Source organism: Roseibium album (assembly GCF_965233825.1).
GTDB lineage: Bacteria > Pseudomonadota > Alphaproteobacteria > Rhizobiales > Stappiaceae > Roseibium > Roseibium album.
This window is the reverse complement of record NZ_OZ247583.1, coordinates 3,277,840-3,300,092: the sequence shown is the minus strand read 5'-3', so window position 1 is coordinate 3,300,092 and position 22,253 is coordinate 3,277,840. Positions and strand designations below refer to the sequence as shown.

At 54.6% G+C, this 22,253-nt stretch carries 18 protein-coding genes; 4 read left to right on the top strand and 14 right to left on the bottom strand.

Annotated features, from left to right (window positions below; translation table 11 throughout):
• Window positions 1-6 precede the first annotated feature (6 nt).
• From fabD to ACO6TI_RS15195, 3 genes are read right to left on the bottom strand one after another with little or no spacing between them, the layout of a single operon-like run.
• Complete coding sequence (gene fabD / locus ACO6TI_RS15205) at window positions 7-2,343, bottom strand: ACP S-malonyltransferase (RefSeq protein ID WP_422385227.1); 2,337 nt, start codon at window positions 2,341-2,343, stop codon at window positions 7-9.
• Window positions 2,340-3,989: a cyclic peptide export ABC transporter gene (locus tag ACO6TI_RS15200; RefSeq protein WP_055112027.1), complete on the bottom strand. Its 1,650-nt coding sequence runs from the start codon at window positions 3,987-3,989 to the stop codon at window positions 2,340-2,342. The genes fabD and ACO6TI_RS15200 overlap by 4 nt, the downstream gene beginning before the upstream one ends.
• A gap of 3 nt (window positions 3,990-3,992) precedes the next feature.
• A complete protein-coding gene (locus tag ACO6TI_RS15195) occupies window positions 3,993-5,627 on the bottom strand; it encodes a cyclic peptide export ABC transporter (protein WP_422385226.1) in 1,635 nt (544 codons plus the stop codon).
• Between the two features lie 479 nt (window positions 5,628-6,106).
• On the opposite strand from ACO6TI_RS15195, the gene ACO6TI_RS15190 reads away from it, so the two are divergent.
• Together ACO6TI_RS15190 and asnB are read left to right on the top strand one after the other, a co-directional pair.
• Window positions 6,107-6,355 carry an acyl carrier protein gene (locus tag ACO6TI_RS15190; protein WP_029061352.1) on the top strand — a complete coding sequence of 83 codons (249 nt, stop codon included), beginning with the start codon at window positions 6,107-6,109 and terminating at the stop codon, window positions 6,353-6,355.
• Between the two features lie 21 nt (window positions 6,356-6,376).
• The gene (gene asnB, locus ACO6TI_RS15185; protein ID WP_422385225.1) at window positions 6,377-8,341 is read left to right on the top strand and encodes an asparagine synthase (glutamine-hydrolyzing); all 1,965 of its coding nucleotides are present in this window, start codon (window positions 6,377-6,379) and stop codon (window positions 8,339-8,341) included.
• Window positions 8,342-8,349: 8 nt separating this feature from the next.
• On the opposite strand, the gene ACO6TI_RS15180 is transcribed toward asnB, so the two are convergent.
• From ACO6TI_RS15180 to ACO6TI_RS15160, 5 genes are read right to left on the bottom strand one after another with little or no spacing between them, the layout of a single operon-like run.
• Window positions 8,350-9,120 (bottom strand): enoyl-CoA hydratase/isomerase, encoded by a 771-nt coding sequence (locus ACO6TI_RS15180; RefSeq protein WP_108873027.1) that lies wholly within the window; start codon window positions 9,118-9,120, stop codon window positions 8,350-8,352.
• A gap of 16 nt (window positions 9,121-9,136) precedes the next feature.
• A complete protein-coding gene (locus ACO6TI_RS15175; RefSeq protein ID WP_422385224.1) occupies window positions 9,137-10,366 on the bottom strand; it encodes a beta-ketoacyl synthase N-terminal-like domain-containing protein in 1,230 nt (409 codons plus the stop codon).
• Window positions 10,347-10,592, bottom strand: a complete 246-nt coding sequence (locus tag ACO6TI_RS15170) for an acyl carrier protein (RefSeq protein ID WP_055112018.1) — start codon at window positions 10,590-10,592, stop codon at window positions 10,347-10,349. Before ACO6TI_RS15170 ends, ACO6TI_RS15175 begins: the two co-directional genes overlap by 20 nt.
• 19 nt (window positions 10,593-10,611) lie before the next feature.
• Window positions 10,612-11,868 carry a hydroxymethylglutaryl-CoA synthase family protein gene (locus ACO6TI_RS15165; RefSeq protein WP_350183703.1) on the bottom strand — a complete coding sequence of 419 codons (1,257 nt, stop codon included), beginning with the start codon at window positions 11,866-11,868 and terminating at the stop codon, window positions 10,612-10,614.
• Window positions 11,865-13,154 (bottom strand): cytochrome P450, encoded by a 1,290-nt coding sequence (locus ACO6TI_RS15160; protein ID WP_158705445.1) that lies wholly within the window; start codon window positions 13,152-13,154, stop codon window positions 11,865-11,867. Before ACO6TI_RS15160 ends, ACO6TI_RS15165 begins: the two co-directional genes overlap by 4 nt.
• 109 nt (window positions 13,155-13,263) lie before the next feature.
• Here ACO6TI_RS15160 and ACO6TI_RS15155 point away from each other — a divergent pair, with 109 nt between their 5' ends.
• Window positions 13,264-14,088, top strand: coding sequence for a metallophosphoesterase family protein (locus ACO6TI_RS15155; protein ID WP_422385223.1), 825 nt, complete (start codon window positions 13,264-13,266; stop codon window positions 14,086-14,088).
• Here the strand turns inward: ACO6TI_RS15155 and ACO6TI_RS15150 are convergent, their stop codons facing one another.
• The gene (locus ACO6TI_RS15150) at window positions 14,089-14,898 is read right to left on the bottom strand and encodes a 4'-phosphopantetheinyl transferase family protein (RefSeq protein WP_281927764.1); all 810 of its coding nucleotides are present in this window, start codon (window positions 14,896-14,898) and stop codon (window positions 14,089-14,091) included.
• Between ACO6TI_RS15150 and ACO6TI_RS15145 the strand changes: the two genes are divergently transcribed.
• Window positions 14,897-15,865 carry an acyltransferase domain-containing protein gene (locus ACO6TI_RS15145; RefSeq protein ID WP_082442754.1) on the top strand — a complete coding sequence of 323 codons (969 nt, stop codon included), beginning with the start codon at window positions 14,897-14,899 and terminating at the stop codon, window positions 15,863-15,865. The genes ACO6TI_RS15150 and ACO6TI_RS15145 overlap by 2 nt on opposite strands.
• A gap of 15 nt (window positions 15,866-15,880) precedes the next feature.
• Here ACO6TI_RS15145 and ACO6TI_RS15140 read toward each other — a convergent pair whose 3' ends face one another.
• From ACO6TI_RS15140 to ACO6TI_RS15120, 5 genes are all read right to left on the bottom strand, one after another.
• Window positions 15,881-17,119 (bottom strand): cytochrome P450, encoded by a 1,239-nt coding sequence (locus ACO6TI_RS15140; protein WP_422385222.1) that lies wholly within the window; start codon window positions 17,117-17,119, stop codon window positions 15,881-15,883.
• Window positions 17,119-18,396 carry a cytochrome P450 gene (locus ACO6TI_RS15135; protein ID WP_422385221.1) on the bottom strand — a complete coding sequence of 426 codons (1,278 nt, stop codon included), beginning with the start codon at window positions 18,394-18,396 and terminating at the stop codon, window positions 17,119-17,121. The genes ACO6TI_RS15140 and ACO6TI_RS15135 overlap by 1 nt, the downstream gene beginning before the upstream one ends.
• A 74-nt stretch (window positions 18,397-18,470) precedes the next feature.
• Window positions 18,471-19,772, bottom strand: coding sequence for a cytochrome P450 (locus tag ACO6TI_RS15130; protein WP_422385220.1), 1,302 nt, complete (start codon window positions 19,770-19,772; stop codon window positions 18,471-18,473).
• 199 nt (window positions 19,773-19,971) lie between these two features.
• Window positions 19,972-20,784 carry an FkbM family methyltransferase gene (locus ACO6TI_RS15125; protein ID WP_422385219.1) on the bottom strand — a complete coding sequence of 271 codons (813 nt, stop codon included), beginning with the start codon at window positions 20,782-20,784 and terminating at the stop codon, window positions 19,972-19,974.
• A 537-nt stretch (window positions 20,785-21,321) separates the two neighbouring features.
• Window positions 21,322-21,900 carry a 2OG-Fe(II) oxygenase gene (locus ACO6TI_RS15120; protein ID WP_422385218.1) on the bottom strand — a complete coding sequence of 193 codons (579 nt, stop codon included), beginning with the start codon at window positions 21,898-21,900 and terminating at the stop codon, window positions 21,322-21,324.
• Window positions 21,901-22,253: the final 353 nt, after the last annotated feature.

The following is a 22,253-nucleotide window of genomic DNA, read 5'->3' as shown; positions in this document are numbered from 1 at the left end:
CAGCCCCTATCCAGTAAATACCGACAAGCGGCGGTTCAACAGATCCGCTGTCTGCTCCAGCAAATGAAGCCCGATGGCATCTGCATGCCGGTTTTGCCAAGCCTCAAGGGATGACCCTGCCACCCATTGATTGAAGGCCCCCTGCGCAGGTCCGCAATGAACCTGGAAGTCAACCTTGCGCTCGGTCATCCCCTTCAGAGCCCAATCTGTCGTATCGCGGTAATAACGTTTGAAAACCAGCGCCATCTTGTGCTTGGGCATACGTTGCGCCCGCTCGATTTCTTCTGCCGGATAGGCTTTTGCAATCTGTTCAAAAACCTCACCGAAACTGCGGCCCAAATACCTGTCCTCGATCTGACTGCGCAGTTTTGTCTCGATGGTTTCGAGACTGTCATGCTGGCGGTAGGTCGCAACCAGCTTTTCTGCGCGCGAGGGAAAAAAGACCCCTTTCTTCAGCACCTGTATCTTTGAACCCAATTCAAACATTTCTCCGGACGGTGCATAGGCGGTGTCATAGACATTCACATCTGCAAGCATGTCCTTCACGGCAGCGCTGGTACCGGCCTCGACGGTGCATTGATTAATCGATCCGGTGATGATGAAATCGGCACCCAGGATCAGGACCGCCGCGGCCGCCTCCGGAGTTCCAATTCCTCCGGCTGCTCCGACAAAAATTCTTCCCGAAAGATCAAACGCCTCTTCCGCAGCCTCTCTCAGTTTCAGCACAGGCGGGATCAGGGCAAACGGCATACCCTGATCAGTATGTCCGCCGGAGTCGGCCTCTACACAAATCGCATCAGCCATAGGCACGCGCCGAAGCAGGTCCGCTTCTTCTTCGGTGATCGCTTTTTCGTGCAAGAGATTTTTGATTATTGGTTCGGGAGCCGAGCGGAGAAACTGGCTGGCAACGTCGGGACGCGAGACTTTGGCTATTACCCTGTTATCAGCCTGAACTCTGCCACTTTCTGATCGCAGGCCCTTGGCCCGGTACCGGACAAGCGCCTGCGTTACGTCCATAAAAGCGGACGCTTCAATCACGGAAACGCCTTCGGCAAGAAGCAGGTCCGTCAACTCGTCTTCAAGGTGAGGTCGATTGAGATGGGCAATGAAGTTGACGCCAAACGGCCGGCCCGCAGGAATGTTCGACCGGATCCTGGCAATCGCTGCCTTGATCTGCGGGATCGGCAGTCCTGCAGCCCCGAAGATCCCGAGCAAACCGGCATTTGCCATTCGAATGACGAGGTCAGCGGACGCGATGCCCTGATACATGGCGCCGCTGCCATAAGGATACCGGACCCCAAAGGCCTCACAGAACGCTCGAGAACCGATGTTTTCCATCGAAAAATGACTGAATTTGACGGCCGAGCCGTTCATTTCAATCGGCTTGCCCAAGCCTCGGGTGTGGCTGTCGCCCTGTTTTTCAATCTTGGGACGCTCCATCAGCGGAGGAAGTTCCGCCGCCAGTTCCGCACTATCCAAAGGGCCGGCCTCAAGTTCGGTTCGTTTGAACATTGGCCGGACGATTGGTGGGCCTTCCGGACCGACTTCATGAATATCAGAAAATGAAACTCCCTTTGCGAGCAAATAGCGAAGACTATCGCTCCAGCGGACCGGCGAAGTCACCTGCTCGATCATGCGCGCGGCAATATCAGCATCCACATGCGGCCTGGCGGTAACATTCGAGATGACGGGGATATTCTGACTTTCGAATTCGAAACAGGATATGAATTCAGCAAACCTCCGGCACGCCTTCTCCATGAAAGGTGTGTGAAATGCACCGCTGACCTGCAGGACCTTGTAGTGCGACGCGCCCGCATCGACGAACTGCCGTTCGGCGCCGATTACTGACTGTTTTATGCCCGACAAAACGATCTGTTTGGGCGTGTTGTAATTCGCGGCAAAAACGTCGTGGATACCCTCGGATCTGAGGATCTCTTCAATCTCATTTGCTTTCAGGCCAAGAACCGCAGCCATCCCGCCGCCTTGCGCCTCCGACATGAGTTCACCGCGCTTCACAACGATTTTCAAACCCGTTGCGAAATCCAGTACGCCAGCTGCAAACAGGGCGGCATATTCCGACACGCTATGCCCGAGCAAATATTCCGGCGTGCGACCGCCGTCTTCCAGATATTTCAGATATTGCAGGCTGTTAACGGCGTATAGCGCCGGTTGAGTATATTCGGTCTGGCTGAGTTTTTCGATCGGCCCATCTTTGCAAAGTCTGGCCAGATCATAACCAAGAATATCGTCCGCCTGTTCTTTCAAGTCCTTGAAACGGACGAAGATGTCTTGCCCCATTCCCAGGCGCTGAGCGCCTTGTCCGGGAAACATGCAGACGCTCATTCTGCCTCCAACTCGGCCTTACTCTTTACCCACTCGATTTTGCCTAGATCCAGTTTGACCACTCGGTCTGCGACTTTCCAGTACTTTTCATCATGGGTTGTGACTATGACAGTTTTCCCCTGCCTGCGAAGCTCGGGAAGAATGCCATTGTAAAAATGGTCGCGGAACTGGACATCCTGTTCAGCCGACCATTCGTCGAACACATAAACCGGCCTGTTTTCGAGAATGGCCGCGATCAACGCCAGGCGCTTTCTCTGTCCCGTCGACAACTGAAGCCGATTGAAACGCCCATCTTCAAATGTAACCTTCCCGGAAAGCTCCATCTCGGCAAGCAATTGATTGACCTGTCCCGGATCGATGCCTTCCAGACCATACAGCCGGTCGAAAAGATGAAAGTCGACAAAGACCGAAGAGAAAAGTTCGCGATATCCGGCGACCGCCTTGCCCGTGACTGTCTTGTCGTCGACACCGATCCAGCCCGACTGCAAGGGAAGGAGACCGGTCATCATTCGCAATGCGGTCGACTTGCCGCTCCCATTGCCGCCAACCAGAAAGATGATTTCTGCCCGTGACACGGTGAGGTTCAACGGACCAACGACATATGCCTCCTCATCCATGGGATCGTAGCTGAAACGGATGCCGTTGAACGTTATCTTTGAAAAATCGAGATATTCCTTGCCGAGCGAGCGGGCCTGCTCCGGCGAAATGCTGGAACCGGACGAAAGTTCCCGGTCAATGGACAGGATCGACTGCAAACCGACTTCCGCGCGGATAAACATGGGCGACTGAGTAACGGTCTTTGCCAAGGTTCCCATGCAGAAAAGCAGGACCGGAACCAATTGAAAGATCGTCGCGTTGTGCCCTGCTATGTATTTTGGAAATGCAAAAGCGACGACGCCCAGCATCGTGAACATGGTCACGCTACCGAGCATGATCAAGGATACCCAATGCTCGACTGAACGGACCAGCAGGCGCTCCAGAAGCGTGGAGCGTTTGCGGTAGGCCTTGCCAAGCGCATCGCTCCGATCAGCGCTGAGCCGCAGCTCCTTGCTGCCGCTGATAGTGTCGAGGATGGCATCAAGCATTTCTGCCTGCATCCGCTCCACCAACTTCAAGATCTGACGGTACCGGCTGTCGATCACCTTGAAACCGATAACGCCGGCCCCGACGGTCGCCCCAAAGACAAAAAAGGCGGCAGGTGAGAGGTAAAGAAGATAAAGCACCGCCACGAACAGCAGGACGACCTGCTGGACCGCATCAACGATAAGCGGGAACGTTACCGAAAGATGGTTGGTTTCCTTCGCCACCAGATTGTAAAGCCGCCCCCGATCAAGCCGGTCGACGACAGGCAGCTCTGACTTCCGCAATTTGTCGGCAACCTTCAGCCTCAACTGGTTCAGCAGATCTTCAATGATCGCCATGGACCGAACAAGCGCGAACTGATTGGCCAGGTAGTAGAGCCCGAAAGCACCGAGAAAGGACATCCAGGCGACCAGATCGGGACGCTCCGCGTTGGCAACGGATTTTGCAACATTTGTTATGACCACAATGAGGGCGGCATTGGCGCAGCCGGCGATGACGGTCAGCAGGATCATCCATCTGAGCTGATTGCGGTTCGCCCCTTTTACAAAATCAATCAGGACCATGACCTAACGCTCTCCATCCGGAAGGATCATGCCGAGATCCAGAACAATGCGTCGGTCGCAAAGGTGCCAATAGTGGTCGTCGTGGGTAACGGCCAGAACCGTCTTTCCGCGCGCTTTGAAATCGGGAAGAATTTCGGAATAGAACTTTTCCCGGAAATGGGCGTCCTGATCAGCAGCCCATTCATCAAAGATGTAGACTTCCCGATCTTCCAGCATGCCGACGATCATGGCCAGACGCTTGCGCTGACCGGTCGACAGGTCCCGCGTCGTAAAGCGGTCATTTTCAAATCCGACCTTGCCGCCAAGCTGCATACGCTCGATCAAGCGCTCCACTTCTTCCGGTTCAACATCTCCGATCCCGTAAAGACGGTCGAACAAGTGGAAGTCCGTGAAGACGCATGAGAAGATCTCCCGATATTCCTGCCGGTTGGCATCTTCGACAGGGATGCCGTCACACAGGATTTGGCCGGCATCCGGCGTGTACAGCCCCGTCAGCAATTTCAGCGCCGTGGATTTTCCGGATCCGTTCCCGCCTGTCAGAAAAACGACTTCTCCGCGATTCAGAGTCAAATCGAGAGGTCCCGCCTTGAAGGACACGCTTCCATCCAGATCTGCATATTTGAACTCGACGCCTGCCAGTTCAATCTTGGAAAAGCCACGGAAGGCGGACCGTTGCCTCGGCCTGGGCTCGATTGGCAGTGATGCCCCATGATCAAGCTTCTTTTCAAGCGCGTAGACATGCCCCAACCCTGCCTCCGCACGGCCTATGAGACGGACAACCGAAAAGATTGCCGCTATAGGGCCCAATGCAAACACGGAGGCTGCCGTGATCTTGTAGATGCTATCGTCGTAGCCGTCGAAAAAAACAGGGAGGACAAAGACGACGATGCCGACCAGCAGGAAGATAAAGGCGTTGCTGAATTGCAGGAGCGTTACCCAACGGCCCCCGAGCTCGGTGACCACATCTTTGAGCCGGTCCGTAACGCCGGAGAAATGATTGAATAACGCTTCATTCTTGTCTGCGTTCAGCCGGATTTCCTGAAACCCAAGCGTAAAATGCATCAGGCTGTCGAGCATTTCAGCTTCCCGATGATGGACTTCCGCCAGGGACGCCGTCAAAGCCCGTTGCCGCGCCATAAAGACTCGCGCGCCAAAGAACGAAAAGGCTGCAATGACAAAGAAAGAAATCAGCGAAATCGACGCAATATAGAAAAACAGGAACAGGACCAGCAGAGCACTTTGAGCCGCGCCAATCAACAAAGGCAGCGTTTGCGAAAGATGGTCGGTTTCCTGAGCGACCGTGACGTAGATGTCGCCTTTTCCAAGCCGCTCCAGTGTCCGGAGATCCGCCATCCGGATTTTGCGAACGATCCGACGCCGGGTGGCCTCCAGACGCGATTGCACGAACCGGTTCGCCTGTTTCAGCGCAGAACGATTGGAGATAAGGAAAAACAGCAGTGTCAGGACATAAACGACAAGCAGGCGTGGTTCGACATCGAGGCCGAAGAGCGACTGCTCGGCCGCCTCGTTGACGAGACCGACCAGACCGGCATTTCCAAGCCCGGTCAAACCGGCAAAAACAAAGATCATTCGGCGGCTGGCGGGTGGGCCATCCCTGAGCAGGCGGAAGATATTCATACCAAACCTGCCATGATGGTTTGCCCCTCTCACACCCGGGCTCGCCGGACATTTTGATTCGGCTCGCTGCCATTGAAACCGGCAGGATCGCCGTACCCCTGCAAAAGTCAGTATTCACAACTAGCGTTGCGTTGCCTAGAGGGCAAAAGCACAATTTTTTCAATCTCTAATGCTCTTTTCCCCAAGGAGAAGCGCCGTAGCTGCAGCACCGATTGAGGGCGACCCGGCGAAAGACACAGCGAACTCCGCCCGCATTTGGGCACATAACATCCGGTTTCCTGACATTGGGCGTGGATGAAGTACGCTTCTGCAAGTTTTTCCGGCTTTATTTCTTGTCGGTTTTCAATTTACTGTAGCTGATGATTGCTGTTGTTATCTGGTCGCTCTGCCGATCCATTTCGAACAGAATCCACTGTGCAACAAAGCCGAAACGGCCCAAGACTGCTGTTTGCGACCCTCTTTGAAGGCGTACACTCAACATGCAACAAATTCGCGACTTTATTGAAGATCAATTTTTAATTGAGTTCGACGAATCTTTCCCTGAAACCTCGGATCTTTTTAAAGAAGGTGTGATGGATTCGTTTGGATACATCCAGCTCATCCGCTTTTTGGAAAAGGAATTCGACATCAAGTTCTCCGAGCAGGAGATGACAGCGAATGTTATGGTCAGTTTGAGCCTGATCGAGAAAACTGTCAGTCGAAAATTGTCAGAATCAATCACTGATTGACCTTGGACAGGCGGAAGTTTCATGTGCGGTATTGCCGGTATTATCGACCCCTCTCGCGTCGCCGACACGCTTGTCAATGATGTCCAGAATATGCTCGCCCAGATCGGGCACCGGGGACCGGACGGAGCAGGCTGTGTGGTCGATAACGGTTTTGCCCTGGGCAGCGTCCGGCTGGCCATTTTGGATCCCGCTGCCGGACAGCAACCGTTTTCAGATCCTTCGAACCGCTATTGGCTCAGTTACAACGGTGAAATCTACAATTACCTGGAGCTGAAATCCGAGCTGGAAGCCATGGGCTGCCGATTTCAGACCAACTGCGATACCGAAGTCGTTCTGAACGCCTGGATAACCTGGGGGCCTGATTGCCTGCGCCGCTTCAATGGCTGTTTCTCATTTGCTGTTTACGACTGCAAGACAGAAAGCCTGTATCTCGCACGTGATCGCTTCGGCAAACGGCCGCTTTTCTATGTCCGCCAAGGAAATGCTTTCTATTTTGCCTCCGAAATGAAGGCGTTCCTGGCTATTCCGTCTATCTCTTTTGAACAGGATGCCGGTCAGCTTGCGTCGATCCTGTGTGTCTGGACGCCCCTTCCCGACCAAACGGGCTTTAAGGAGATCAAGAGCCTTCCGATGGGCCAATGGCTCACATTGAAAAACGGTGATTTGACAACTGAAAGCTATGCCGAACTTCGTTTCGACGAAGAGCCTCAGCCCGATGACGAACATGCGGCTCAAGAACTCATTCGGGAGCGAATGAACCGCAGCGTTGAGCTGCGTCTGCGCAGCGATGTTGAAGTCGGGGTATATCTCAGCGGTGGCATCGACTCCTCGATCGTCGCGCTGCTTGCGAAAGACTTCTCGGCAAAACCCCTGTCAACGTTTTCCGTCGAATTTGATGACGCGGAATTCGATGAATCATCTGATCAGCAGCTGATCTCTGAATATCTCGGAACTCGGCACTGTGCTGAACGAATCTCTTATCAGGACATTTGCGATCAAACCCCTGCAGCCGTGTATCACGCTGAAGTTCCGGCATTTCGAAGCGCATTTGTTCCAATGTATATTCTCTCCGACCGGACCCGCCGCGAGGGTGTCAAGGTTGTGCTGAGCGGTGAAGGAGCCGACGAAGCGTTCCTTGGCTACGACCTTTTCAAGGAAACACTGTTACGCACCTCCTGGAACCAGCTTTCCGGGGAGGTGCGCCGGTCCCGGATCCAGGAACTTTACCCGCATCTCGCGCATTATGGCCCCGAAGACACAGCTGCGATGACAGGCCTTTATCAGCAATTTTCCAAGGAACGCATGCCGGGCCTGTTTTCGCACGAGCTGCGATTTCAGAACGGGCAGTTTTCAACGCGGCTTTTGAAGGACAAGAACACTCCGCTTGCAGCGATAACTGACCTGATATCGTCCACTCCGGACTACGATGCACTCTCTCCGGTCGAGAAAGCCCAGTGGCTGGAATACAAAACCTTGTTGCCCGGCTACCTGCTTTCGACACAGGGCGAAAGGATGAGCCTTGCGCATGGTGTGGAGAACCGCTGTCCGTTTCTGGATCCGGGCGTTTTTTCCCTGGCAACGGCCATCAATCTGAAGTTCGACGACGGTTTACGGGAAAAACGGCTTTTGCGGGAGGCTTTCCGCAACCGCCTTCCAGACAAGATCATCGAAAAGCGCAAGTTCCCCTATCGGGCTCCGGACGCGGCCGCCTTTGCAAAGCACCAACCCGACTACCTGGATCTTGTCTTGAGTGATGCGGAGCTTGCCAAACTGCCATTCCTGAATGCCGCATTTGCCAAACGTCTTGCCAACAAGGTGCTGACCAAACCAGCCAGCGACATCAGCACAAAGGAAAACCAGACGTTTCTTTATCTGCTTTCAATCAGTCTGTTGCATCGCTCATTTGTGCGCCGGGAAACCCTGCCGCTCGCAACATTGCCTCCGCTGGAAAAGGTTATCAATCTCCAGCGGGAAACTGCCGCATAGGAACGGCCTTACCTTTCCCACGGGAATTTAAGCTCGCTGACATAGCGCCGAATTCCAGCCAGCACGCCCGGATCTGAAAACATATCCCGGTTTGCAACCAAGGCGGCCGCCTTGTCCTCCTCCGGGTTTCCGCTGCAGGCAGCCAAATAGGCTTTGTAGCGAGCGATCGCAGGCTTCTGAAGGTGGGCCAATCGCACGAGATGTTGCCTGAGCGCGGCCTCGGTATTTTCGGTCAGGACATCCACAAGTCCAACCTCACGGGCTTTTTGCGCATCGACCGGCTTTGTCATCAACGTCATGTAATGTGCAGCTTGACGGCCAACGCGCCTGATCAGGAACGGAAGAACACACGCCGGAAACAGTCCAAACAACAACTCAGAAAGCGCGAAACTCGCACTCTTGTCGGCAATGACGACATCCGATGCAGCCACGAAACCAACACCTCCGGCGTTAACCCTCCCCCGCACCAGGCAGATAGACACATAAGGACCGCGGGACAGTTTCGACCACACATCATAGAGAGGTTCCGGATCGCCGGCAGACCCTGTGTTCGAAATTGCCTCGAAATCGCCCCCGGCGCAAAACACATCACCCTGGCCCTCTAGCACCACCACGGTTACCGGCTCTGAGGCAGGCCCCTGCTCTTCCGTGCACCTGGTCAAGACCTCAGACATCTCTTCGACCATGCGGGCATTAATCGCATTTCCGGCCTCCGGCCGATTCAAGCAAATGCGGCATATGTTTTGTTGAAAGGTAACGTTCAACGTGTCGTAAGCCATGCGGGCCTCCAGAAGGTTACGGCGCCGCGATTACCAATGCCGTATTGATGCCGCCAAAACCGAAAGAGAACTTCAGGGCGTGACGGATTTCGTGCGAAACCGGTTCTGCCTTGATCCAATCAAAGCTTTCATCGATTGGATTTTCCAGGTTCCGTGTGGGGTGAAGCCGACCTTCCTTTATCTGCAACAAGACGGCCGCCAATTCCAGTGCGCCGGCAGCGCTCATGCCGTGACCAACGATGGATTTGGTTGCGTTGATCCGTGCATGGTGCAGTTCGAGAGAGTGATAGGTCCTGCACTCTTCTAAGTCTCCCTGCGGAGTTCCCGTTGCGTGCCCATTTACGAAATCAATCTGTTTGGCGGTCAAGCCGGCTTGCGCCAGAGCATTCAAAGCCGCGCGCACTTGTCCCTCGGAATTCGGTTCCGGGCCTCGGCTTCCATCGGCAATATGTCCGGCACCGATGAGATCACCATAGGATTTGTGAGACATGGAAAGGTCCTTGCGCATCAAAACCAGCGCAGCACTGGCTTCGCCATAGATAAAACCGTTGTGCGCAAGGTCCATCGGGCGGCAGGCTTCTCCGGGCCGTGCCGCATGATCAGCACCGCCCATGACACCCAGTGACCGCATGGCATGCAGATCATAGCCTGAAAGATCCTGAAGCGCTCCAAGTGCGATACAGACATCCACCCTGCCGGAACGCACAGCGTCCATCGCCTGAATCACCGCCACCGATCCGCTGGCTGATGCCGCATCCACGCTCTGGGAAAAACCGCGGATTGGGAGGACGGAGGTGCAAAGACCGGCAATATCAGAGTTCAGAAACATGTGGCCGTGGCGCGGCGGTACAAATTCCAGCTTGTCTGCATATCTTTGTGCGGCCAGCGCCTGTTCGCGCGACATGGGGCTGCTGCTTCCGACTACAAGTCCGATCCGCTCGGGATCGACCTGATCAAGTCCCGCATCATGCCAGGCTTCCTGTAACACGGCCATGGCAACACGGCTGCTCAGCGTGGCGGTACGGGCCAAACGTGCAGGTAGTACATTTGGCGGCTCGTCCAACTCGACACCAACAAAGGGCTGTTCTCCGCCGGCCGGTTCACGCCCGTGCCGGGTCAATTCGGAAAATACACCGCGAGCTTCAAACAGTCCTTGCAGAAATGCGGCCTTACCGTATCCAAGGCCGCTGGCAACACCTATCCCCGTTACCGCAATCCTCACCCTGTCATCCGGCGCTTTTGACAAGGAGCAAATCCGCCAGTTCCTGAATGTCTTTGGGCCCATGTAACTGAACCATCGGAATTTTCAGGTCCAACCGTTCCATTGCCGCCAAAATGACTTCGCTGCGCTCGATGGAGTTTACGCCCAGGTCCACCATGGAATCGCTTGCGGAAATCGGTTGACCTTCCAACTCGGGAACAGTCTCCCGAATTTCTTCAATCAGGATATTGATGATTTCGGTGTTATCCAATGGGCTCCCCATCCTCCGGTTAGATCCATTTGTAGTTCCGCTGGTAGTTCACCAGATTATCGAGAACAAGCAAATCCCCGTTGCCGGACACAGGCCAGGCAGACGGGATGATCTGATGATCCAACTCGGCATCTTTCGTACCAAACCTGACAACTGACTTTCCCGAAAGCAACATTTCATATTCTTCGATCGAAAGCCGGTATCGTCTGTCCAGTTTTTCCGCGATCCGCATTTCCTTTAGCAAACTCTGGCTCTTTGATGTCGCCACACCGCTGAAAAATTCCGAGCAACAACCTGAGCCATAGGAAAACAGGCCAATGCGGATGGGCTCATTGACCTCACCGGCATCCAGCGTTCCGGCAAGGGCAACAAATACAGAGCCGCCCGCCGTGTTTCCAACCCTTTGTCCAAATGTCAGGCTCGGGCTCAGCCTCTGTTCAAAATCCTCCTGGATTTCCTCAGGTTTCGCCTTATGGAGTTTTCGCATCAACTGCCTGTGCGCCCCTTTGACCATGCCGCCAAAAGGTGTGTGAAAGCAAAGCTGCGAAAAGGTCGATTTGAAATCAGCGCCCTGAACCCGATCGGAATAGTCCTTGAATGCTCCTGCACAGCAATCGAGATAAGCCATTAGAGAGAGATCTGCATCCCCTGCTTCCGTATCCGGACCAGGCCGGCAGGTATCCATGACCTCGAAGGCGTAATTGCCATAAGCGCCGACATCGAGTTGCAGGATTTCCGGCATGTCCGAGACCAGCATCGCAACAGCACCGGCGCCTGAACTGGGCTCAGAGTAAGCCCATTCCTGCACGGCGTTGGCATCGGCCAGCGCAAAGCGGGAAATGTCGGTGGTTATCACCAGTGCCAGCGCGCCGGGAGACGTCTGCGACAATATGAAATTCACCGCCATCTGCAGGCCAGCAGCACCTGAGTAACAGGCTTGTTTTATCTCAAACAGGCGACAATTTGGCTGCAAATCCAGAAGTTTGTGAACATGAGTACTGAGCGATTTTCCGAAATCCAGACCGGATTCGGTGCAGGTAATAACCATCTCAATGCGCGAGCGTTCCTGCTCACTGAGTTGATCGACTATCGGTTTGGCCGCATTTACGGCGAATGTGACCGGGTCCTCATAGGGTAACGCTACGGTCTTCTCCTGCATGAGCAGATTCTCGAACCGGGGAGTATCGAGACCCCGGTGAATGCAAAGCTCCCGAACATCCAGACACGCCATGCCGCCGAAGACGTTGATGGCTTGAATTCCGGCAAGTCCGCTCATGCCGCGGCTTTTACTTTGACCGGCAAGCGGCCCAGGCCGCGCGCATTCATCCGGTCCAGCCGCCACTCCGGTTCTCCGGCCAGCTCAATCTGTGGATATTTTTCCAAGAATCTGGAAAAGGCGATCTGTGCTTCCAGCCGGGCCAATGGTGCGCCGATGCAGAAATGCGCCCCTCCGCCAAAAGTGAACTGTGCGTTCGCCGGGCGGGCAATATCAAGCACGTCCGCGTTTTCAAAGCGGCCCGGATCCCTGTTGATTGCACCGATCAACCCGATGACCGGCGCGCCCTTCGGGATGGTCACTCCTTCGACGTCGAAATCCTCGCGCGCGACCCGCAAGATCATGTTCCCCCCCGGTTCCATGCGCAAAAACTCCTCGATCGCGGTTCTTGTCAATCCGGGATCTGATCGCAATCTGGCCAATTCGTCCGGATTGGACAAGAGGAGCAGCATGCCATTGCCGATCAAAGTCACTGTTGTTTCGTGCCCTGCCACCAGCATAGACACCAGATTGGTCAGAGTTTCCTCCTCATCAAGCGTACCGTTCTTTTGTGCCTGAATGGCAAGGCCCATAAGATTGTCTTCGTTGTTGTTTTCCCGCTCCTTGATCTGCTGACGCAAAAAATCCTTGAACTCCGCCAGAGCTTCCATCGCCTCCGATTTCTGTTCCGGCGTCATCAGGATATCTCCTATCCGGATAAGAGACGCGCTCCAGCGGCTGATCGTGTCATCAAGGCTTTCCGGAATATCAAAAAGCTCGCACAGCACACGAAGCGGCAGAGGGGCCGCAAATGCCTCGATGAAATCAATTTCTCCCTTGTCAGGCATTGCCGCCAACAGCCTGGATGCCTGATCAGCAATCAACGGTTCCAGCCGGGACATGGCCTGCGCTCGAAACGCCGGTTCATAGACCTTGCGCATGCGCTTGTGTTCTTCGCCGTCGGAATTGATCATCTGGGGCTGAAATTCACTGAACAGCATGTAGCCGACCGGGTCATGTTGCCGGTAGTCCTCGGAGTTCCAACCTCCGGTCCAGTTCCGCGTGTCGCGCCCCATAGCCGAGGATTTCGAAACACGCGCGAACGCCTTGTGACCGAGTACGAAATATATGCCGTTCTTCCGATCAAAATGCACTGGACCTTTGGCCTGCAAGCGGCGAAGTTCCGAATATGGATTTTCCAAGAACGTCTTGTCCGAGAGGATCGACCACCAATCAATGGCATCATCGCAATTGCTGTCGCTTTCCGTCTCCGGAAGGATCCCATCCAACGGGCTATCTTCAGCCATTCCTGCTCTCTGCTGGGAGTAATAAGAAGACGGGTTTTTGTGTCTTATGCGGGAAGTGTTTCGTATTTGCACCTAATCGTCAAGGAAGTAAGAGACTATCTCAGACAACATGAAACTCAGAGCAATAAGCGACCTCCATCTGGCAAGTCCGTCCAATCGCGAGGCGCTCGATGAACTGCAGACGGCGCCCGACGACTGGCTTATCGTTGCGGGCGACATCGCGGAACGGTTTGAACACATCAAATTCGCATTTGAGGTTTTTGAACGGAAATTTGCCAAGGTATTCTGGGTTCCCGGCAATCACGATCTTTGGGCGATCCCGGAAGAGAAAGACCAGCCTGCGCTTGCAGGAGAAGCAAGATATCTGGCGCTGGTCGAGCTCGCGCGCCAATATGGCATCCATACGCCTGAAGACCCTTATGAGACTTGGAATGGCCCGGGAGGTGCGCATGTGGTCGCGCCGCTGTTTCTCCTGTACGACTACAGTTTCCGGCCACAGGATATCAAGCGGGACGATGTTGTCGCCTGGGCGCGCGCGCAAAACTCGGTGTGTGCGGACGAAACTTTTCTCGATCCGGCCCCCTGGGACAGCCGGGAGGATTGGTGCGCCAGCCGGTGTAGGGAAACCGAATTGCGCCTTCAGGAAGTCCCCGACGGGATGCCGACAATTCTGATCAACCACTATCCGCTCCGCCGGGACCTGATCCATATTCCCCGGATACCGCGGTTTACACCCTGGTGCGGGACTGTCAGAACGGAAGACTGGCATCAGCGGTTTAATGCCAAAGTGGTCGTTTCGGGCCATTTGCATACACGTCGGACAGATTGGCGTGACGACACCCGCTTTGAAGAGGTTTCGCTCGGCTATCCGAAACAATGGGACAGACGGCTCGGTATCGAAGCCTATTTGCGTGATATTCTGCCTGTTGATTAGTCAGGCTTGAGCGAGGTTCCGAAGAAACTCCATCGGAGCCGGTCCTGCTTCTACCCTGAGATTTGCCTTTGCAGGGTGGCGGATCGCCAGAGCCATCAAATGATCCGGACCGGGCTGGTAGCGCTCAAAGTGCCAATGGTCCGGATCGTCTGCCGACCGGTCCAAAAAGGTGATATTGAGGCCATTCAGATCAAACTCAAACGCATCAAGCGGTTGAGAAAGGCCTTTTCCGATCGCTTTCACGTAGGCTTCTTTCAGCGTCCAGTAGGCCAAAAAAATGTCGAGCTTTTTCTCCTTGCACGCGCGCTGAACGTCCCGGCGTTCGCTTTCTGCAAACATGCGTTGCGCAAGTTCATCAACCATGGCATCGCGATGGCGCCATTCAACGTCGACGCCGATATCGTGTTCGCTGGTCAATGCGACTGCTGCCAGCCCTCTCGTGTGAGATATGTTAACGCGGATCCTCGGGCCACCTGCCGGGGATATCAGCTCCGGCTTGCCGTGATCTTCAATGGAAAAGCGCCAGTTCTTGGCGGGTTGACCCAGATGGTAGCTCAGGAGACCGCGGCAAATCCCGTGAGCGGCGATGTAGATTTGCCGATCCCGTTCGAAATGAAACCGTTCGGCCCTGGCCAACTCTTCATCGACCAGCAATGCCTCCAGCATTTCCAGATCGCCCTCGGTGAGGTGTTCCAGCAGCAACCACCATGCGGCGACCCCGTCTTTGCTCACCAGTGCATTGCCATCTCTCACAGCACCATGCGACAAGAAGCCTTCGCTAGGTTGTCTGCCTCCCAGGGTCTTCCGCATGCTCTCAAGTTCCTCTTCCTTGCCCGTCGCATTCTGTTTTGCCGGGCAAGGTTCTCAATACTTCCATATGGCGGCGGCCTTCCTGAAGACCTATCCGGTCTTCAGGCAGTGGATGGATATCGGTGACCGGATCGTCCAAAATGCGCAAGGGTTTTCTGTTCTGGATATCATCTATTCCGACGAACACGGCATCAGCGATCCCTTTGACCGTCTGGAACATTCCCATCCCGCGCTCTTTATCACCCAGTTTGCAGTGGCAAAACTTTTGCAGAACCAGGGCATCAGGCCCGATCTTCTGCTTGGGGCCAGCCTGGGCGAATTTGTTGCCATGAGCGTTTCCGGCATGTTGCCGTTTGAAACGGCCTTGAGAGCTGTAGCATGCCAACCTGCGCTCTTTGAAAAGTCCGCTCCCAAAGGCGCCCTGATCGGAACCCTGGCATCGGCAAGTGTACGATCGCAGTCAAAGATATTGGCAGAAAGCACAGAGATTGCCGGCAAAAACGGCGCCAGCCACTGTGTTCTGGCGTGCCGGAAAGCTGATCTGGAAACGGTTCTTGGAGAGCTGCGGAGGTTGGACATCTCCTTTCAGACACTTCCCGTCCCTTTTGCCTTTCATTCGCGCTGGATCGAACCAGCCAAACAGGACTTCCTGAATACGGTCTCCGGCTTGCACTTTGAAACGCCCTTTTGGCCGGTCTGGTCTTCCTGTCTTTGCCGCGACGTGCAACAGGCCGACGGCAGGCAGCTCTGGGATATTGTCAGGCAGCCCATGCAGTTGCAGGCAACGCTGCATGCCATCGAGGCCAGGGGCGGTGCCCGATACATCGACCTCAGTCCCACAGGAACGCTGGCGGCCGTATTCCGACAAGAGTTGTCTGAAAAAAGTGCATCAGAGGTGGTGCCGCTCATGTCGCCCTATGGGGGAGATCTGAAACGCATCGAGGCCCTCTTTCCCGCCAGTCCGTAGCGGCCGGAACGCTGCCTAGCTGCGACTGAACCGCAGCGGCAGGGTCTGCAATCCGCGCTGATTGGTCCGGTCCGTCCACCAGACCGGTTCTCCTGCCAATTCGATTTTTGAGAAATTTCGTATCAATTCGCTGAATGCCACTTCGACCTCGAGCCGCGCCAATGCTGCACCGATGCAAACATGCGGCCCGCCGCCAAAAATGGATTGCGCATTTGGCCGCCGCGCAACGTCAAATGTTTCAGCCTTGGCAAAGCGGGCTGGATCCCTGTTAATCGCACCAACCAGGCCAAGCACCAGGGATCCTGACGGTATTGACACACCGTGACTTTCGAAATCCTCGATTGCCACGCGCAGGATGAAATTTATAGCCGGTTCAAAGCGGAGGATTTCCTCAATCGCCGTTCGCATCAGATCCGGTTGTGTGCGCAGGCGGTCGAATTGATCCGGGTGGTTCAAGAGCGTCAATAGACCGTTGCCGAGAACGTTGACCGTTGTCTCATTGCCAGACACGAGCCCCTTGAGATTGTTCAGGGTTTCGTCCTGATCCATGACTCCGGCATCCCATGCTTCGATCGCCAGGCTGATCAACCGATTGTCCGGGTTGTCGCGCTGATCCTCCAAATGAGACTTCAGGAACCGCTTGTAGCCCTTAAGCGCTTTCAAGGCGTCTTGCTTTTGATCCTGTGACATCATGATGTCACCGATCTTGATCAGCGAGGCATTCCACTCCGCGAGCTGGGGGTCCATTTCCGGTGAGATATGAAACAGATTGCGGACCACCCGAAGCGGAAAAAGGTTCGCAAAGACCGTCATGAAATCGACCGGAGTTTCCTCGGGGATGTCCTCGAGCAGCAAACACGCTTCCTTTTCGATCATGGGCCGAAGCGGCGGAATGTCAGCAGGGCGGAACGCTTTTTCATATACATCGCGCATCCGCCGGTGATCCGGCTGGTCCGAATTCACCATCTGGCGCTGAAATTCACTGAAGAGTTCGTAGCTCAGCGGATCTCGCTGCTTGCTTTCCGGTCTGCTCCAACCGTTTTTCCAAAGCCTCGTATCGCGGCCCATTCTTGATGAGCGGACCATGGAATTGAATTCTTCATGTCCGAGAACGAAATAGATATCCGACGGCGCATCATAGTGAATCGGCCCGAGTTCCCGAATGCGCCGCAAATGCGGATGCGGATCAACGAGATATCCCGGATCGGTTAGCATGCCCCACCAGTCAATCTGCTCGCTCGCGTCCTGATACATCAAGCGTTTCCCAAGGTTATCGGCAAGGCATCCAGCCCATGCTGGTCGGCCCTGTGCTTCCACCACTCGGGCTCCCCGGCCAGCTCGATCCTGCCGAAGCGATCCATCAAAGCGTTGAACAGCACCCGGGCAGTCAAACGGACAAGTGCCTTGCCGATGCAAATATGTGCTCCGACTCCAAAAACGACGTGCGGGTTCGGGTACCGTGTCACATCGAAACGATCAGGATCCTTGTAGGTTCTGGGGTCCCGTCCGATTGCTGTGACCAGGCCGATCGCCAACGCTCCTTGCGGTATCAAAACATCACCACACTGGTAGTCGTCAATGGCCACGCGCAGGATGAAACTGCACCCGGGTTCAAAGCGCAGCATTTCCTCGATGGCCGTTTCCATCAGCTCGGGATTGCGACGCAGCAGTTCGAATTGGTCCGGGTGACGCAAAAGGGTCAAAAGCCCGTTTCCAAGCAGTGTGGCCGTTGCGATACCGCCTGAAATCAGTGTCATGAGGTTGTTGAGGCACTCATCTTCATCCATGACGCCGTCGGAGTACGCTTTGATCGTTGCACCAAAAAATCCGTCATTCGGGTCGTCAATTCCGGAAGCCATTCGCTCCCTGACGTAATTCCTGAACTCGGTAAGTGCTTTCAGGGCATCCTGTTTTTGCTGCGGAGTGATGATTACGTTGCCGATCACGCTCAGAGCATCGACCCAGCGCGCAAGATCCGCATCCATGGATTTTGGAATATTGAAGATACGTTTTGAGATGTTCCGTGACAACGGATCTGCAACCGTCTGCATGAAGTTGAATGATTGCTCAAACGGCAAGGTGTCCAGGATTTTGCGGCATTCATCCTCGATCATCGGGATCAAGGCCTGAATATCTGTCCTTCGAAAGGCTTTTTCGTAAACATCCCGCATGCGGCGATGGTGCGGTGCATTCGCATTGGTCATCTGGGGCTGGATTGTGTTGTACAATTCGTAACCGACCGGATCGGCTTTCTTGTTTTCCGGATTGTACCAGCCGCCTGTCCACAAACGCGTGTCACGGCCCATATCCGTAGACAGGGCCATTTTCTTGTATTCCGGGTAGCCTAAAACAAAATAGATCCCTGAAACGGGATCAAATTGCACCGGCGCTTTTTCACGAATTACACTCAGTTTTTCATAAGGACTGGCCAGAAATGCATCGTCTGCAAACATTTCCCACCAGTCGATATCGGGGCTATTCAGAGCAGCGATGCCATCAGCACTGATTTCCAGATTAGAACCGTCGGACACACACCCCACCCCCAATGATTGATAGAATTCTCACTACACCATAGAAGCGAATTCTTTTCCAACGAATATGCTTGTCAGGCCGGCGTCAATTTCAGGGGCAGTGAACTCAATCCGCGTTGATCACTCCGGTCAGTCCACCATGTTGCATCGCCCGCCAGCTCAATCCTGCTGTAGCGGTCCATCAGAGCATTAAATGCCACTTCCGTCGTCATGCGCGCCAACGCCTTGCCGATGCAGATATGAGGGCCACCGCCAAAAGCGGAGTGATGGTTCGGCTTGCGCGTGATGTTGAACGTGTCCGGATCGTCAAAGCGCGCCGGATCGCGATTGATAGCCCCAACAAGGCCAATCGCCAGCGCCCCGGCAGGAATGCACACATCTCCACACTGGAAATCTTCCACCCCGGCCCTCGGAATGATGCTGCTTCCCGATTCATAACGCAGCATTTCCTCGATTGCCCTTGGCATCAAGCTCCGGTCCGCCCGTAATTTCTCCATCTGGTCAGGGTGCTTCAAAAGCGTCAGCAAACCATTTCCCAGGAGCGTGAGCGAGGTTTTGCTACCGGCAATCAACATCACCACGTTGTTGAGGGTTTCCTCCTCATCCATGGTACCGTCGTCCGCAGCTGCCAGGGCCATTCCGACGAAACCATCGCCGGGATTCTTCCTCAGGCCTTCCAAGTGCTCCTTGACGAACTGCTTGAATTCCTGATTTGACTTCTTGACGTTCCGCTTCTGCTCCGGTGTCATCACGATGTTGCCCAACCAGCTCAGGTCGGAAATCCACTTACCGATCTGAGCTTCCATTTCCTCTGGAATATCGAACAGTTTCAAAGAGATCCGGTTCGGCAGCGGGTTGCCGAACAGATCCATGTATTCGAACGCCTCGCTTTCCGGCAATCCGTCCAGAAGCTTGCAGCACTCGTCCTTGATCATCGGCAGATAGCGCATCATGTCGCGCGGACGGAACGCCTTGTCGAACACACCCCGCATCCTGCGGTGATCGGGCTGGTTCGCATTGATCATCTGCGGCTGAAAATCAACAAACAGCTCGTAGGTTTCCGGGTCATTCTGCCGGTTTTCAGGACTGCTCCAGCCATTTCTCCAGTAGGTCGTGTCCCGGCCCATACTGGAGGTCTTGGCCATCAGGCCAAATTCCTTGTGCCCGAGAACGAAATATATCCCCGACTGGGGGTCGAACTGGACAGGCGCCAGCTCGCGTATCCGCTTCAACTCAGGGTAGGGATTTTTTAAAAACTCCGGGTCGGTCAACATCGTCCACCAGTCGATGTCGAAACATGGAGCCGTCGAAGCCCCGGCCCCTTTGTCGTCACCGGCATCGGGTGAAGGACTGTTTTCCACGTGGACTTCAGACATTTAATTGGCTCCGGCACTCACTCGAACGAAGGGTGTTAAGGCGTGCAATCACTCACAGACCGGGCCACTAACGTTCGGCTCGATACTGCCTGCGGTCCCGACAGGGCGCAAGACTGAACCGGACGGTCCGGCAGCCCGTTCACTAAAGAAATCCGGTTGAGAACCGCTCTGGGAACAGAAGACCGGTTTTGGATCCAGGTCATGAACGACGCGCATAAATGTGGAACACCGGCGCTCCGCCCTGGGCCATCGGGTGATCCTCGACTGTTGTTTTGTAACCGCGTTCTTCAAGCTCGCCCCTGATCGTCGTCAGTTCGTCCGCGCCCCGGTGCACTTCGACGAGAAGCTGGCGTATCCTCGGCCACAGAACTTCGCCGATTCCGTCAAGCACAGGGCGTTCCTGCCCCTCCGTGTCGATCTTGAGCAAGTCAATCCGGTCCAGCCCGAACCGGGTGGCGACGCTGTCCAGCGTGTCGACTTCCACGGTCACTGTTTCCTTCTTGAACAGCCTTTCGATGAAGGCGTCGTCATCCAGGCGCTCATGCGCTCCCGTGCTGTCGATGATCGCGCGAATATCTTCGCTCGCGCCTTGGCCGAACAACAGCTTCTTCAGTCCATCAGCCAGCTTTTCACCGACGGAGGAATCGCCCGTGGAAAGTGCGGAAAGCGCGGGGTAATGATCGAATTGAGCGGTTCCGGTCTTGTCCCCTAAAGCCAGGCATGACGCCTGGATGGCACCACCGATTTTTTCGGTGTTGCTCCTCAGTGCGCCAAAGGCGGCGGGCATTGGTTCGAAGGCAAATATCCTGGCATCGGGACACAGGTCCCTGAGGCGCAAGCAGAACAATCCGATATTGGCGCCAACATCCAGATAGGTTCCGTCGGCTGGCAGATCCAACCCGCGTTCGATCAGATCGTCCGAGACAATTTCATGCCAACCGAAACCAACTTCATAATCGTTCACGCAATGAATTTCACGGCCATCCGGAAGCTCTGCCATTGAAAGGCTCATGATACTCTTCCCGCCACTTTTGCACTTCATCCACTTCACAAGCATGAAGCGGTAACAGCCGCACTTCAACAACTTTAACGTACTCTGGCAGCTCGCCGCGCAGCCGTAAACCCCGCTCACGAAAATCGGCCTGGACAGTGCGATCCCGCTCAAAAAAACCGCCACGATCGGCTTTCCCTCGTTGCAGACGAGGGGAGCGGAGCTTCGAATCATCTCACTCCGGCCAATTTCCTTCTCTTTGACCAAATTGATTTCAAAGCGTTTTTCGCGTTGGCGAGGATCATGCCGTGCATCTGGAATGATTGGGCCAATGCTTCAGGTTGGTTTTTTCGGCAAAGGCCGTTCCGGTTGTCAAGACGACGGTTCAGGCATCTGAGTGTCAGATGTCCGCTTGTGCCCTCAAACTGGTCGTTCGACTGGTCTCCGCTTGCACCCGAATGCCGACATTCGTTGCAGGTGCAGTGAGCTTGCAGGTCAGGCGGAAAGCAGACTTTTGTTGCGGCCAAAACGAACGGAAGCAACGCGGACAAAGCCACCTTAAGTATTGTCCCTAAACATCACGTCACTGCGCAACACATATTTTTCGCCGCTATTGATTGGATCACCTCTGTGGGAAAGTGGGTGGTGGAATATCAGTGCCTTTCCTGTAGCTGGTTCGATTGTGAAGTCTGCGAACACATGCGGCGAAAACACATCTGCAAAAGAGGTTCCTCCCCCGTCCGCTCCGTCATTGAGATAGATCATCAGCGTGAACTTGCTGACAGCCCCGTCAGGTCGGATGTATTCACCGTCCTGATGCCAATCAAAGAACTGCCCCGGCACGTATCGGTAAACACGGAAGCGTTCATTTATGCCGATCGCTGTCCAGCCTTTGAATGGGTGCCGGAAGTTAGGAGAGACGCGAATCCATAATTCGTTAGCAAATTCAACATCATCAAATATCACACGGTCGTTGTTTCTAATTTCTGGCGTAACCGAAGTTCCGCTTTCAGAGGTGATGGTAGCGGGCTGAAACCCGAGATCATTTGCTCGATCAATAACCCGATTGCAAAAACCTGCATCGGCAAACTCAGAAATTTCGAAAACAAGGTGCTCAAGCACCGAGGGAATAGGCATGCTTCATCTCCAGCAAACATTTCAACACGTAAGTAATCAGGCCGAGTGCAGAGCGCTCAGCGATACCACGCCCGAAGGAGTGTCGAATGGTTTGTCAACTAAGATGAGAAGGACTGTGTAGCCATGGATGTTTAATGTTCCATGATGTGGGCGAAATCAAGACTGCTACATCCGAAAAGGTATGTTGCGAAATCGTTAACAAGGGCTCGTTCCAGTCATTCGCTGCAATCGACACGAACGACAGTTCAGGGCCGGGAGTGCCAAGTGGGCCGTTGTTCACAACGCGTAATCCGGGCGGAATGCAGACTTTCACGGCGGACAGGAGGCAGTTGCGGAAATTCGGCAAAAGCGGA